General features: G+C 46.3%; 14 protein-coding genes. All 14 read right to left on the bottom strand.

Annotation, left to right across the window (positions count from 1 at the left end; translation table 11 throughout):
• Positions 1-7: 7 nt before the first annotated feature.
• Genes RIN81_RS02990 through RIN81_RS02925 form a run of 14 tightly spaced genes read right to left on the bottom strand, consistent with a single transcriptional unit; the run spans position 8 to position 14,399 of the window.
• Positions 8-676 carry a DUF4376 domain-containing protein gene (locus RIN81_RS02990; protein WP_309087241.1) on the bottom strand — a complete coding sequence of 223 codons (669 nt, stop codon included), beginning with the start codon at positions 674-676 and terminating at the stop codon, positions 8-10.
• A gap of 13 nt (positions 677-689) precedes the next feature.
• Positions 690-1,772, bottom strand: coding sequence for a YncE family protein (locus RIN81_RS02985; protein ID WP_309087239.1), 1,083 nt, complete (start codon positions 1,770-1,772; stop codon positions 690-692).
• 2 nt (positions 1,773-1,774) lie between these two features.
• Positions 1,775-4,246, bottom strand: coding sequence for a tail fiber protein (locus tag RIN81_RS02980; protein ID WP_309087236.1), 2,472 nt, complete (start codon positions 4,244-4,246; stop codon positions 1,775-1,777).
• 3 nt (positions 4,247-4,249) lie between these two features.
• Complete coding sequence (locus RIN81_RS02975) at positions 4,250-4,426, bottom strand: hypothetical protein (protein ID WP_309087233.1); 177 nt, start codon at positions 4,424-4,426, stop codon at positions 4,250-4,252.
• On the bottom strand, positions 4,426-4,695 hold the full coding sequence (locus RIN81_RS02970) for a hypothetical protein (protein ID WP_309087231.1): 270 nt from the start codon (positions 4,693-4,695) through the stop codon (positions 4,426-4,428). Before RIN81_RS02970 ends, RIN81_RS02975 begins: the two co-directional genes overlap by 1 nt.
• 2 nt (positions 4,696-4,697) lie before the next feature.
• On the bottom strand, positions 4,698-5,045 hold the full coding sequence (locus tag RIN81_RS02965; protein WP_309087229.1) for a PF13754 domain-containing protein: 348 nt from the start codon (positions 5,043-5,045) through the stop codon (positions 4,698-4,700).
• A 4-nt stretch (positions 5,046-5,049) separates the two neighbouring features.
• Positions 5,050-5,946, bottom strand: a complete 897-nt coding sequence (locus tag RIN81_RS02960; RefSeq protein ID WP_309087227.1) for an Ig-like domain-containing protein — start codon at positions 5,944-5,946, stop codon at positions 5,050-5,052.
• A 23-nt stretch (positions 5,947-5,969) separates the two neighbouring features.
• The gene (locus RIN81_RS02955; protein ID WP_309087225.1) at positions 5,970-6,515 is read right to left on the bottom strand and encodes a putative phage tail protein; all 546 of its coding nucleotides are present in this window, start codon (positions 6,513-6,515) and stop codon (positions 5,970-5,972) included.
• On the bottom strand, positions 6,508-7,554 hold the full coding sequence (locus RIN81_RS02950) for a baseplate J/gp47 family protein (protein WP_309087223.1): 1,047 nt from the start codon (positions 7,552-7,554) through the stop codon (positions 6,508-6,510). The genes RIN81_RS02955 and RIN81_RS02950 overlap by 8 nt, the downstream gene beginning before the upstream one ends.
• On the bottom strand, positions 7,554-7,988 hold the full coding sequence (locus RIN81_RS02945; protein WP_309087221.1) for a DUF2634 domain-containing protein: 435 nt from the start codon (positions 7,986-7,988) through the stop codon (positions 7,554-7,556). Before RIN81_RS02945 ends, RIN81_RS02950 begins: the two co-directional genes overlap by 1 nt.
• Before the next feature lie 12 nt (positions 7,989-8,000).
• Positions 8,001-8,324, bottom strand: coding sequence for a DUF2577 family protein (locus RIN81_RS02940; RefSeq protein WP_309087218.1), 324 nt, complete (start codon positions 8,322-8,324; stop codon positions 8,001-8,003).
• 12 nt (positions 8,325-8,336) lie between these two features.
• Entirely contained in the window at positions 8,337-9,764 is a 1,428-nt protein-coding gene (locus tag RIN81_RS02935) for an XkdQ/YqbQ family protein (protein ID WP_309087215.1), read from the bottom strand.
• Entirely contained in the window at positions 9,761-10,447 is a 687-nt protein-coding gene (locus tag RIN81_RS02930) for a LysM peptidoglycan-binding domain-containing protein (protein WP_309087213.1), read from the bottom strand. The genes RIN81_RS02935 and RIN81_RS02930 overlap by 4 nt, the downstream gene beginning before the upstream one ends.
• Positions 10,440-14,399 carry a phage tail tape measure protein gene (locus RIN81_RS02925; protein WP_309087211.1) on the bottom strand — a complete coding sequence of 1,320 codons (3,960 nt, stop codon included), beginning with the start codon at positions 14,397-14,399 and terminating at the stop codon, positions 10,440-10,442. The genes RIN81_RS02930 and RIN81_RS02925 overlap by 8 nt, the downstream gene beginning before the upstream one ends.
• Between the last annotated feature and the right edge of the window lie 46 nt (positions 14,400-14,445).

Below are 14,445 nucleotides of genomic sequence, written 5' to 3'. Positions count from 1 at the left end.
GGATCACCTACCAGGTTACAGCATCGATTTCGGCGTTCGTTTCAGCTGCAAGGATCTGAGCTTCCAATGCCCAGTATTTCTTTTGCTTGGCTATTTTATGGGCTTCTGCATCATTAATTGCTGTTACGAATTCCTCTTTTATCAGCGAAACGACGCCTGCATTTTTCGTTTTCCAATCAAACGGGCCGACTGCCCCGGCAACGATCGTCAACATACGCTGTGTAAAGTTCTCCTGATCCCGCTCATTAAATCCGAATTTATACTGGCCAGAAGTAAATCCTTCATAAATAGCGGCAGAACATTCTTCTTTCAGCTTGGCAATGCGCAACTCTTTTAATTCGCTTAGTGGAGTAGCCTCCTTATCCAAGGCATCGTATTTTTCTGAAGCTGTTTTGAACTTTGCTTCCAGCTCTTCATTCTTCTTTTTAAGAAAAGCTAATTCTTCGTTTTCGGTCAATGGCCGGTCCCTGTATTCGTAATAAAGTGTTTTCGTCACCTGGTCAACCTTTAAAAATGGATCTTTCCCTTCCGGGTATTCTGGATTTGGTAGGAAATCCACAAAGAAACCCTCTTTTTCTAACTCCTCTTTGGTCTTTCCTAACCCGTTTTTTTCATCAAACGGTTGATAGTGAATACGGGTAACTTCCCCTTCATTTGTTGCAGCAATATAAATCACTTGTTATTCCTCCTTATTTCATTTTGAAAACGTTCAATCTTCCCATCATACACATTTGTTGTAAGCCGCCGACGATTAACTTATCGTCCCCATACGGCGTTATGGATTTAAGTAAATTTCCTGCCATTCCTTCGGTGTTGTATCTCATAGTCATATCAGAAAGCCGTACCCTAACTACCTCTGTGGCGCTACTTCCGGTAGATGTGGCGTTTGATGCCATTATAATGTGTCCCTGTTTATCGAATATAAATCTTACGGCGGCGCTTGACGATCCAAATGTTTTAGAACCCACCCTTGGCATTTTAAGACCTGTCGCGGGATCTAATTCCCATATTACGTATTGTATCCATGTGTACAATTTCCCTGTGTAAGGATTGACACCTATTCTAGTTGTCGGATAACTGCCGTATTCTGCTATCTTATTGGAGTAAATAAGGTTTCCAGCCGCGTCATATTTAAAGAACACCGGGTATGATGAGCTGGTGCTTGTGTTGCTGGCGCTAACATAGATACTGCCGTCATTTCCAATAGCGACAAATTTGTTGCTAGTTTGGATGCCTTCCTTCTGCCATACAAGTCCGCCATCCTTAGTTAACACCAATACACTTACCTGCGCCAAATTCCCTGTGGTCCCTATTACAACTCTATCGCCGGAAATAGCTAAATCATATCCGTAACATGTTGAATCGCCAAATGGATACGTCCACACTTGCGTTAAAGTCCGTAAATCAAATTTGTATACGCCGCCATATCTCACGCAAAAATACATATAATAATCGTCGCCAACCGCACAAATGACGCCTTGTGTCCAAGTGCCAATCTGTGTATAAGATATTACGGCCAAGTCTGCCGGATTCACTTTCACTATATAAGTTGGATAAGGAGAACTGCTTGCAGATGTTATGACGTATAGATAACCGTCCGGCGCTAAGTGTGCCCCTTGAATATTCGCGCCATTGGAGATATTGCCCGGACCGTTAAACGAGATTTGACCGCCCGTCGTAACCACTTCTAAGCTATCGTCTTCGTTTATAACGCTTCCTTTTCGGTACTTCCCAGCGCCGAATGGTCCGCCGTGTTCTCTTAAATCAATCATTTTTACACCTCACTTACTAAATCGTCGTCTGCATCATAGGTCAGCGTATAAGTTTCTGTTTTTGATACAGTAGTACCATTAGCTGCATAATACGTGACGGTTCTTGTTGTGTACTGCGGGCTTGTTCCGCCGCTCAATACCGATTTGATTAACAAGGTATCGTCTGATTTTCTCCGATACTCAACGGTTGTAAAAACGCCGTTTGCATCTTTTCCAGACTTCGTTGTTTTATGACTTGCGTGTTCTGCCGCTAGTAATGCTTCGGCGGGCGTTGTGGCAGCTGCCGCTAAATCGTATGCCGCCTTCACAGCGGATGCGGTAGCTGCCAGTGTTGTACTTGTGCTGTTTGTAGCTGTGGAAAGTTGGACTGTTCCTCTAGCTGCTGTTGTGGCAGCTGGAACATCTGTCCCTGCCAATGTCACAGCTCCGGTTTTTCCGGCAACCGATGTAACATCATTCACTTGTGCGCCTGTTTCAATACCGTTTAATTTTGTTCTTTCTGCATCTGTCATAAAACGATTGCTTGCATCCTGCGCAATAATCGAAGGAGAAGCCTTACCGCTTGCATCCAATTTGAGCACGTTATTAGCCCCTGTGCCTGCATGCGCCCCGTCGATCATATCTGCATTTAAGTTTGATACTGCAGTTGTTGAGGCCACTACTAAAGGTGCTGTGCCTGTGGCAACGGTTGATTTGAATTGCCCTTCTGTGGTGATCCCTGCCACAAATGAGACTGTATTATTGGAATATCCAGACGGGATAGATCCGGCCGTGTTCGGCGCTAATAATGACCATCCCAAAGCACTGAAAAGCTGAATGTTTACGGTGATCGCTAAAGCTGTTGCATTGTAAACTTCCAAGTAAGCCCGTGTACCTGCATAAGTCGTGTGATAGACAATTCGCGCCTGCGTTAAGCCGTTTGCGGTGTTATAAGTGCTGTATTGCGTTTGATTCAAAACAGCCGAAGCCGCATTCCCATACATAATGCCGGCATTTAAAATAACCTGGCCATGACTTCCGGAAGCCGTCCAGTCAATTTCAAACCGCCCTGCACTTCTTGCTACATCCACTGGCGTTTGAGCGACACGGTACCATCCCGCCGTTGCCGGCAATGCAGCTGAAATACTTTGCATCAGACCGTCCAATTTAGACTTATCTCCAGAAGCCATCAAACCATTTGCAGAAGAAGTTGCTACAGCTGTACTGGCTTTACCATTCCAAGCCGTTCTTTCTGCGGCCGTGATGTGTTTTATCGTATCAACTGCATGGTCATTCCATCCGGCTCTTTCCGCAGCCGTGATGTGCTTTACCGTGTCCCCTGCATGATTGTCCACTTTCGCCTGGGCACCTGCTGTCGTTTCAAGCTCTACCCATTCTCCCCATGCAGTTTCATCGGCGGATCCTAAACGAGTGAAAACTTTTCCGGAATCCGTAAATGCCATTTGGTTTTTACGTCCGCCAGAAGATCCGATCCATCTTGCATCTGTAACGACTGTGGCATAAGTTCCTCCTGCACTGACAGGTAATCCGACTGTGGTAATTCTTTTAAATTCAACGTGAAGGCGTCTGCCATTGGTTGAATCGGTATAATCACTTGGAAGGGAAGCAGTATCCCGTGTGTCTTTGCTGTTTATAGAGTTCAAAGCAAAAGCGTAATTTTGCGCGTTTGTTTGAGCTGTATCAGCTTTCGTTTGGGCGCCAGACGTTGTTTCCTTGCCATTCCATGCAGTCTTTTCACCATCCGTCACAAAGCGGTTGCTGGCATCCTGCGCGATGATGGAAGGCGGGTGAGTGGCAGGGTGAGTATAATTGTTTGCACCTACCGCGATCCCGTCCAATTTGCTTTTATCAGTAGAGGACATTAAGCCGTTTGCAGATGTTGTCGCGACCGCTGTACTTGCCTTGCCATTCCAAGTTGTGCGCTCTGCCGCTGTAATATGCTTGGTTGTGTCTCCTGCATGCGTATCTACTTTCGCCTGTGCCCCTGCAGTCGTTTCGTAATCAAACCATGCTGTCCAGGCAGTCCCTTGGTATTTAAAATAGCGATATTTAATACTTGTGCCGCCGTATTGATCGCTGTAAGGGACATAGACTTGAAGCGTTCCACCTGTTCCAGAAGCATAGCCGCGATATGTTGTAACAGTCCCGTAAGTACCCGGCCATCCTGTTTGAGTGTTACTAACAAAGAATTGGCTGATCCCGTTAGGGTAAGTATCCGCTAAAGCATCCCCATTTTTAGCGGTAATTTGGTTCACTTGTGCAGTCGTGACGCCGTGAGGATTGTCTTTTTTATTGGCGTGAGTGTCGATCATCCCTTGAATTTTGGTATCGGAAGGGATCTCGGTTTTCAATGCCGCCTTAGCGTCAATCGTGTCCAAGTTGTCATTAATCATCGTTTTTACATCGAAATTCGTATTTGCATCTGCAACGGGATCTTTTTTATAGAGCCCAAAACGCGAAGTTGTACTTGCCATTCATCAAACACCTCCATCTAATTTTGAAAGCGGCTGCTGGTTCATTTCAGTGATCGTCAATTCATTTACATCCGCAATGGTAAGCTCCCATGCTTCTGCTACCACTTCGATCTTGAAGGCTGACCCTGCATTGACCGTCTGCGGTGTAATTACCACACTGGATATGATCGGCGCCGCCATCAGATTTTCTCCACTTTAATCGGCACTTTTGCCTTTAGCAGCTCGTTTCCAATTTCGTATGAAAAAATCAACGTGTGGCCTGTCGCTTCTGTTGGCTGAATGACGGCCGATATATCTTTATCAATCAGGGCACCGCTGCCAGCTGCCACTTCTTCTCCTGTTACGTTTTTGATCAGAGAATATTTGACGTTTCTAATCACAAAAGGATCTGTTTTTCTGCTTGTGATCCGAATGGTGACCTCTCTTTTTTCCCCCAAGAGAAAATTCATTTTCATACCACCTTTGCCGTGAAATTAGGCGGCAATTCCACATAATCAACATGCGAACCTACCATGTAAAAAGTGTATTCTGACTGGATTTCTACTTCTGAAAATCCTTCGTTGACCACTTTGTAAGCATACAAAAGAGGGATCACCTGAAAAGATAGATCCCCCGGATTAATGGAAAACAGCATGGCTGTACTGTATGCGGTGTTCCCTGCTTCATCCCATGCTGTGACTTCAACTACAAATTCGCCATACACATCGGGCGGGACTGTGGCACTCCATTGGCCGTTTTCCATCAAGGAAAAGATCACTTCCGCGCCATCAATACGGCCGGTCATTCTCACGACAGCCATGAGCTTAATCCGTTGCCGTAACTTTGATAATGAAGGTTGCTCCTGCATCCACTGGGTTGGGAATCAGCTCAATGCCTGTGATCGTCGGCGCCACTGTATCGAGCGTGACAGCACGTGTAACGGTCGTTTCCAATCCTGCGCTGTCGCGGGCTTTAACCACAATGCTGTTGGATCCTGCCCGCAATGTGACCGCTTTGCTGAAGGCTCCAGAAGAAACGGTAACAGCTCCGGCGTCCGTTCCATTGACCGTAATTGTAACGGTAGTAGGATTTGATGTAGCATCGCTTGTCGTACCTGTGACAGTGAAGTTTGTTTGATTTGTGATCAAATTATTTGTTGGCGCTGTTACGTTTAATGTTGGTGCAACGGTATCCACTGTAAACGATACAGACTGCTGCGTAGCCGCATTTCCATCATTATCCTTCACATCAACGGTATACGTATGAGCTCCCTGCGCCAAACCGCTTGCTGTGTAGCTGAAATTGAAGCCGCCGGTGATCGGTGTAAACGTAACGTTTGCATTATTGATGGCCACACCGTCAACTTTCAGCACAAATGAGCTTGTGTCAACGCCGGATCCATTTGTTTCATCTTTCAGCGTGCCCGTAATGGTTGGGGCAGCCGTTGTAATCCGCGCACTTGCAGCTGGCGACAATGCCGAGATAACTGGAGGCACTTTCTCCTTTACAACTAAGCGGTTTGCAGTGTTTGTTGAATCCTGCGTAGTGCTATTTCCTGCCTGGTCCGTTGCCGTGACGGTGACAGGGTAATATCCGCCATCTTGATTGTATGAAGTAATCGAGGGCGCTGTAATGGTGGCTTCATATTTTCCTGTTGTTCCATTATAAGTAAGTGTGTAAGTCTGGCCATTTAATGTGGCTGTGACTGTTTGAATTGCCATCTGTTCATCTCCTTCTTATCGGCTCATTGAGAGCCTGCTGAAAACTTGTTTAATGGCTGTTGGTTCATTTGTGCAATCGTCATGGACTGCACTTCACGAATTAATAAATAACGGAATTGGAAGCGAACCAAACGATGTGCCGGCAGAATTTTTCTTAAAGCGTTTTGAATGTCCTCTAAATTCTCCGGAATGCCATAATTATCGTTAAAAGTGATAAGGAAAGTAGATTCCCCCTTGAGGGGCTGAACGCTTACAGAGCCATTTTTAAATGATTCTGCAACACTCTTAATAAGTCTCGCGCTCAGTGTGCCATTTCCTCTTTTTCGAGCCTTTAGAATGGACCGGCGCTGTTCAATCGGCTTGGATAGATCCGGCATGATCCGATATTCTTTCTCCAGGATGTTTAATCCCCAGGTAGCCCGGTCAATTAAGGTATTGTCCAAGACTTCTGCAATGTGCGTTTCAAGCCTGTCCCATATTTTCCCTTCAACACGGCACATTTCTTGAAAATCGGGTGAATTTCTAAGCACTTCTGGCAGGCTGTCCAGCATAATCTGCTCATTAGACACTTAACGTCACCGTCCCGATCACTGGTGCCTGGGTATCGGTCAGCGTGACATTGTTTGTCTGTCCATTGATTAAAAGGTTTGTATAATCAATCACGCCTTCGATATTAAACAGCAATGAACCGACTTGTTTTGAGCGGATAACCGGCTCGATTCCTTCCTGGAAGGTGATCTTTTTTAAATAGGTATTCAAAGATTCTAAGAAGGCAGCCTTTACGGTTTCCAGTGTTGTTTCCGAAGAAATTTCAACCGTTGCTGTGATATTGACCGTCAGTGCTGTGGCACTTGTCACTGTCACAAAAGCGCCGGCCGGTGCCTGGCCTTCTCCCATTCCTGGTACTGGATCAATATAATTTTGTGCCTGCTCTACCAATAAAGCAGAAGCAGGGCGTAAATCTTCATCTACAATCACGACTTTCACGGTGTCAGCTCCATCCCAGTTAGGGAACACTTTCACAGCGCCCACACCGTTTACTTCTTTGGCCCATTCTCTATAGTGAGCGGCATTTCCGCTTGCCACCGGATCGGTTACCCGCTCCTCGTAACGCAGTTTCAAAGCCTCTTCCGCTTCTTCATCCTGGCCAAGAATCAAGGTTTCTCCTAATATAGCCGTCTCTAATCCGTTAATCGTTTCGAGCGGCAGGAGGACAGATCCTTCCGGAACCGTATTTCCGATTGTGCCAGGTGTCTCGCATTCTAATAAAACGGGTTCTTCCTGGATGACTTTAAAATACACATCATTCACAAAAAAACGGCTGTCAACGGGCGGGGTGACATTGAAGGTACCGGACCGAACCGCCGGTGTCGCTGCTTCTGCCACTACGTCCATTTCAGCCGTGCGCATTTTTAAATAATCACCCTCACTTGTTGCGACAAACACCAATTCAAGCACTCGATCTAAAGCGCGGTAAGCATCAGCTGCCCTGGCTGCTGTTTTGGCATAAGAAGCATAAAGCAGGGATGTTTCCGTTGTATCAAACTCTTCTTTTGTGTCCAAAAGCATTTCATCAAGCAGGGACTCATAGGTATACTGTTCAAACATTATGCGGATAGCACCTCCTCAAAGCCCAGTTCTCCTGCAGCTGTATCGACAATGAAGGAGACATGAAATGCATCATCGATGTGTTGGATCTCGAAGGTATGCACCTTATTAATCCGCTCATCGTAAATAATCGCTTCGGTCACAAGCCGCTCAATCTCCATCATCTTGTATTCTGGCGTTGTGTCCGGATCTGAAAGCATTTCACCCAGCTCATTTCCGGTGTCAGCTGAATAGATGGGGTGGGCATAACGGGGAATCCGAAGCGCCATCATGACAAACTGACGGACCGCTTCAAGCCCGGAAATCAATTCAGCTGTCGCCCTCCCTTTCTCAAAATCAAACTTGTACGTTTTTTGAGAAAGCAGGGCTTGTTCAATAGATATTTCTTCGTTTTCATCTTCTTCCGGTATTGAAATTTCCGGCGCCAATGCCATGTAGACCACCTCCTACTCCCATTGATTGACCTTATCTAAAATAAAATACTTAGATGATTCTAAGCCCTGCACAGCTGCCACCATCAGCTCGTCCCCCGCCTGCAGATCGTTATTAAAGGTGCAATTTCTTGTCACCCCGTCGATAACTACCTGCTTTGTATGTGTGGTAAGTGTTTCAGGAACGATAAAATACTCAGCTGAGTAAATCTGGCGGTCGTCATTCGCCAGGCGGATTTTTAAATTTGGGGCAGGCGAAACAACATCTGCAGGGATCAAACGTACAGGCCGGTTGGCTTCGTTATGCCCTTGTGCAGCCAGTAAAATTGTTGCAAGCATCTGCAATCCCCCTTATAGAACCCTTCGGATATGGTCGTAAAAGCCGCCCCAGTAAGAATTTGTAGACTTGGTATATCCGTGCTCCTTGCAGCCGCTGTTGCCCAGGCTGATACAATAGCCAGGGCGTGTAACAATGCCAACGTGACTGATCGCGCTTGCTCCACGTTCCTTAATGGTGCCATGAAAGAATACTAAATCGCCTGCTTTTGCATCGGAAGCAGAGATTTTCCGCCCTTTTTTCACTTGGTTTGCGGTACCATCTCCTAAATTCACTCCGACTTTCAAATACACATGCTTGGTAAAACCGGAACAGTCGCCCGATCCCCCTGCAATATTCTTCCCGCCGTATTTATAGGTGAGCTTCCCGATATAGCTTTTGGCATAATCCACAACTTCCGCCGCGTCCCCTGTCGCCGCTCCTGTTAAAGAAGTGGACGATGAAGTGGCAGCTGTCGGCTCTTCCATTTCCGGATATTCATTTTTCTCAATCAGTTTCAAGCTCATAGTGTGCTTGTTTCCTGTAAAAGTGTGTGTGTCTGTATCCACAAAGAAGGTCCGGGTAAAGCGCAGCTCAGGGATCTTCACATAAACAGCCGAGCTGCTTGTCAGCGTTTCAATACCTATTGCTTCAATGTCGAGTGTCCGTTTAGCCCCTTTTTTCTCTGCTAATACCTTATTGGCTCTTTCTTTTAATGCTGCTTGATTCAAGTTATCTGCAATTTTTTCATAGTATTGCAAAGTGCCTAATTGCTTTTTGCCTTTTTCGTCTGTGACTGTCACTGTGACAGGCTTAGCCCCTTCACCCGATACCAGTTTTACCTTTGTGGCTGTTTCCTGGATGGATGTGGTGTAATTAAAATCAGTTACGTTATGGCCATACTCAAGCACCCACTGAATACTGGCAGTGGTTAATTCATTTAAATGGACTTTTCCAAGCCGGGAATAGATCGCGTAGCGTGTTTTCGTCGCCTTGTGGGTTTGGATCATGCCCCGAAGTAAAATATCGTAGAGGGTTGTTTCTGTGTCCACAAGGAGCGACTTGATTTTATGCTTGGTATTCGGGAAAGAAGCATGTGGAATATCAAAATCTTTGCAGATCCTTGAAGCTACCTCATCCAACCGTTTGCCAGCAAATGAAGCTCCATATACTTCTTTATTCAAAATGAAATACTGCAGCAAATCATAAGCAGTTACATTAATTGTGCCAGCTTTTGATATAAACCGATCCATAACGGTTCCCCGAAACAGCTCTTTGCCTTTCCACTTGAATAAAACTGTATCACCTTCGATTACAGTTGGCGGGTTGTGATAGCCGGTTCTGTTGTAAAAAATAGTGGCATCAATTTTTCTAGCAGCTTGGTACCGCTGGCCGCTCCAGGTAATACTTTCAGTAGGAATCTCCAACATATAGCCATCTTTAACGAGAAATAATTGCTTCATGGTATCGTCAGCACCTGGCCAGGATAAATCCACTTACCGGGGTTCTGGACGTTCCGTTTATCCCGCTTAATGAGCATATCTTTGTTGGCATTCCAGATCTTTTTCCATTGTGAGCTGTCTTTATAAATATCTTTAGCGATATTCCAAAGCTCATCGCCCTTTTTCACCTTATAGGTTTTGGGCTTTGTCGTCGCTTTGGCATCTGGACGCTTGGAAGTGGTTGTCGTTTTCTTTCGTGTATCAATTTTCTGAGCTGTAATGAAGTTATATTCCTGCAGGGTAATGGTGTAATTAAGATCCCCAATCGCCCCGCCTTCTTCCTTCACATCGAAACTTTCAATCGAGACAGCAAAATTAATCGGTGTTTTTGTGACGATAAAGCGGCAGGGAAGCCCTGTCCGGCGCCATTGATCAATTGTGTCCTCATAATTCCACGGCTTTGATATTAACGTTGGCCGCATTTCTGCCAACGGAATGTTTGCGATACGCGGAAAATAGGACGAAAACGTAAATGTTTTCGCCCCTGGCATCTGCAAAACGGTTATATCGCCAAGCTTTGGCAGATAAATCTTTTCGTTATTGGATGGTGTGCTAATTTCAATAGAAGAAGGCAGGATGGGGATCCGGATTTTCTCGTCTCCCTGTGACAGCCAAAATTCATAAATGCTTTTTCTGCTACTCATTGACTGCCAGACCTCCCATTGCAAAGTATTCGTTTTCCAGGTGTTTTTCTACGGCCTTAACCGCAATTGTGCCGACTTTTTCAGCGTCCATGTCATTGTGATAGTGGCTTTCGCCCATAATCTGCACAATCACATCGCGCACACCGCTTTTCACAGCCTGTACGCCGCGGCTCATCGCTGATTGGACATTTTGCATATCAGCATCAGGCAGTTTGACCGGCGCAGGTGCTGCACCTGCAGCTACAATAGCTGGATCAGATGATACACCTAAAGCATTTTGTGCATATTGCAGAAGACCAAGAGCGCGGTCACGGTACCGTTCAAGAGGGATAATGACCTCTTTCTTTCCCTGCTCCCCGACACGGGCAATGTGATCATGTGTGATCAAGCCGCCTTTGGCGTAAGGTTTATAGCCGCCGCCCCCTGCCATGCTTCTGAGCCCTGGATGATTCAAGACGCCACCATAACGACCATCCATGTACCGGATGGCTGCCAATGCAGAATGAAGAGGATTTGTCCGATCATTCGCGCCTGGATACATCCATCTGCGGAAGGTTGACCCTATAATTTGGAACAATCCAATGGAAGGATCTCCACGCTGGGCGTTAATATCCCAGTCGTTTATTGCTCTTGGATTGAAGCCAGACTCATGTTTAGCGACAGCCATTAATGGATTGAGCAGGCTCATCGGCTTACCTAACATCATTAAGGCTTGCATAATAGCTTGTTGAGCCATTTGCGCCCCGCCGCCGCTGTAATTCCCGCCGAATGCCATCATCAATTCATCGGCTTTACTCTTCGCAATGTTAGAAACATCAACACCACTGAATCCTTTCACAACCCCCATCGCGGACCAGTAACCGAGATCGGCCATAACCCGGGAAGGCGAATGGATGCCAAGCTCTTTACGGAACGCTTCTTCAACTCGTTTTGCAAGGTTTTGCGCCGTTTCAGTGACATTGCTGCCCTGTCTGTTCATACCGGTCACAAAGTATCCGATCATGCCGGATCCCCAGTCCATCGCTTTTGGCACAAATTCTCTTGATGGTGTTTCAACATGGTTTTTCAGCCAGACGCTCATGCCGACTGGGATAGCTTTAATGCCTTCTTTAAAGTTATAAACGAGTGCAGATCCGTATGGACGTGCCCCTGCAGCTGCACTGTTAAGCGGTCGATAAATATTGGCACTGATCCAGGCGTCCATGTTAAGTGTTCCTGTGCCCAGTCCTATCATAAAGCCGGTCGAGAAGGCATAACCAAAGTGCTTGGCACTTGTGGCCGCATTGCCAAAAGGCTTGTACACATAATCGACAAGCCAGCTTGTTACATTAATAGGCGTTGTGCTCATGCCGTTTACAAAGCCATAGCCAAACGCATACCCGAAATGGTTTGCGCTCTGTGCTGCATTTCCCATCGGCGTATAGACTTTATCGATCAACCAGGTTGTGACATTGATTGGCGCTGTGTTTAAGCCGTTTGCAAAGCCATATGAGAAGGCATAGCCAAAATGATTGGCACTTGTAGCGGCATTGCCCATTGGTGCATACACCTTTTCGGAAAGCCAGCTTGTCACGTTGATTGGTGCTGTATTCATGCCGCTTACAAATCCGTATGAGAAGGCATAGCCGAAATGATTAGCGCTTGTAGCAGCGTTGCCCATTGGTGCATACACCTTATTGTTCAGCCATGTGGTAATTGAAACGACCGTGGTGTTTAACCCGTTTGAAAAGTTGGTCGCAAAGGCTTTCCCATATGTGGTTCCTTTATCAGCCAGGGATTTCAGCTCTTTTTCAACTCCTGCAGTAGCACTGCCAGACTGCGCGGATCCGGAAGCTGCTGCTTTATTTTCTCCGCTCCCAAACAGACCGCCGACCCATCTGCCCAGCTTATCGCCGCCAAAATAACCGGCTGCACCACCAACAAGGCCGCCAATTCCGGTACCAATAACAGGCACAACAGAACCGATTGCCGCCCCTGCAGCTGCACCACCCCAGGCGCCCCCAAGACCACCGACTGCACCGCCGATTGCCTGGTTTCGTTCCTGTCCAGCGGAAGAAGTGAAAATTTCATAGGCACTTAAGCCAAGCCCAACCGGCAATAATAAACGGCCGGCTCCTTTTGCAAGCCCACCCAGCTTCCCACCTGTTTTTGCAGCTCCTCCAGTTTTGGTTGCTCCGCCCCCAAAGAGCGGGCTGTCCTTTGGTGCTTTGATTTTAAACAGGTCTTTCAGCTTCTGGGAGAGAGACCCCACAGATTTTGCGCCGCCTCTTGTTTTTCTCTCCATCCGGCTCATGCTTTCGGTGACATCATCTAGCCCTTTTTTATCGATCTTGCCACCCTTGCCGCCTTTTCCACCACCGAAAAAGCTAGCTGCATCTTTAAACTTGTTAATCATGCCTACAGTGGCCAATGCTGTGCCGCCAAATATGGTTAAGGCTCCTCCTGCCAGGGCAAGCGGTCCCACCCAGTTAAAGTTTTCAACGGTAAACTGAGCGGCTGGAGCCAAGGTGCCGCCTAAGAATGTAGCAAGCCCGACGACTGTGTCTTTCATATCTTCAAGCGCCTGCTGGCCTTCTTTGGTATCTATCCATTTATTAAATTTCTCGAAAGAAGGAGCCACATTTGTAATGATCTCGCTTCCTATCTCAGATAGAATGGCTTTTACTTCCCTGCCTGCATCATTGATCGGTGTCATCGGGTTATTATCTCTTAATGCAGTAAATTGTTTATTTAATTCTCCTGTTGCTTTAACCGGTTCATCAATCGCGCCGGCCATATCCAGGATCGGCTGCTTTAAATCTTCATATTTTGTACCGATCAGCGTGGTCGCAATAGCGGCGCGATCTGTCTCGCTTTCGATTTTAGAAAGCCCATCAGCCAGCCTGTACATGGCTTCCTGGCCGGTATACGAGCCATCCGCAAAGCCCTTAAACATTTTCTTGGCTTCATCTGCACCAAGTACCTTTTTAAAGGCAGCCACTTGATCATCTGACATTTCATTGCGACGGATATTAAATTCCCGCATAGAATCAGCCATATCATCAAAGTTTCTAGCACCCTTTTTGGTCCCGGCTACAAAGGCAGCTGAGACTTGTTCTGGCGCCAATCGCAGATCCGCAAATGTAGAAGAGTACTCATTAAATGTGTCGAGCAAATCGTCATATTGATCTCCTGCGTTCCTGAATACATAAGCCATGTTATCGCCAGCACGGGCAGAATCAATGTTAAAGTTTTTGATCATGCTTCCCAAAGCACGATCCACTTCCGGCACATCTTTTTGGTAAAGCTGTGCAATCTGATTGGATGTTTTGGCTGCATTTTTTAAGGCATTACCGCTTAAATCGGTCTGCTGAGCCATATTTTGGAGAGATACAGCCACTTCTTCCCGGGAATTACCGGTTTTTTGGTTGTAATAAATATCGTTGACGTATTTATTCACACCAGCTGCAGACATGCCGGTAACCGCACTTGTCCGAGCATTCTGCTCCATTGTAGAGCTTCCACTGCCTAAAATGCCGGCCCCTGTGATTCCTCCTGCTGCTCCAATCGTAACCACTGTCCCTCTGATGGCATCGATTTTCGCCTGAATGTTTTCAAGTACAGACGTGGCCTGGTCGTCCGCTGTAACGGTAGCGGTTGATTTAGAGCCGTCAATGTCATCCATTTTCTTCTGGACTTTATCGGTTACAGCACTGGCTTGATCATCAACGGCAATGATCGGCTTTGCTTTTGTTTTATGAAGCCGGTCCACATTTCCCTGTATTGTGCGCACTTTGCCAGAAGCAGTATCAATTACCGAAAGGATTGGACGAGCTTTGGACTTATCAAGCTTATCAATCGCTATGCTGGAAGCCTCTGTCATCGACTCTACTTTTTCCAGGCTAATATATAATCCTTTAAGCTTACTGGAAATATTGTCTTTCATTTCAAACGTAGCGGTTAGTTTGGCCAAGCTGTCACCCCCTATGTTTTCGGCTTATTGTCTTTAAAATACTTTT

This window comes from Domibacillus sp. (assembly GCF_031181085.1).
Taxonomy (GTDB): Bacteria; Bacillota; Bacilli; order Bacillales; family Domibacillaceae; genus Domibacillus.
The sequence above is the reverse complement of the archived record's forward strand: the minus strand, read 5'-3'. Positions and strand labels throughout refer to the sequence as shown.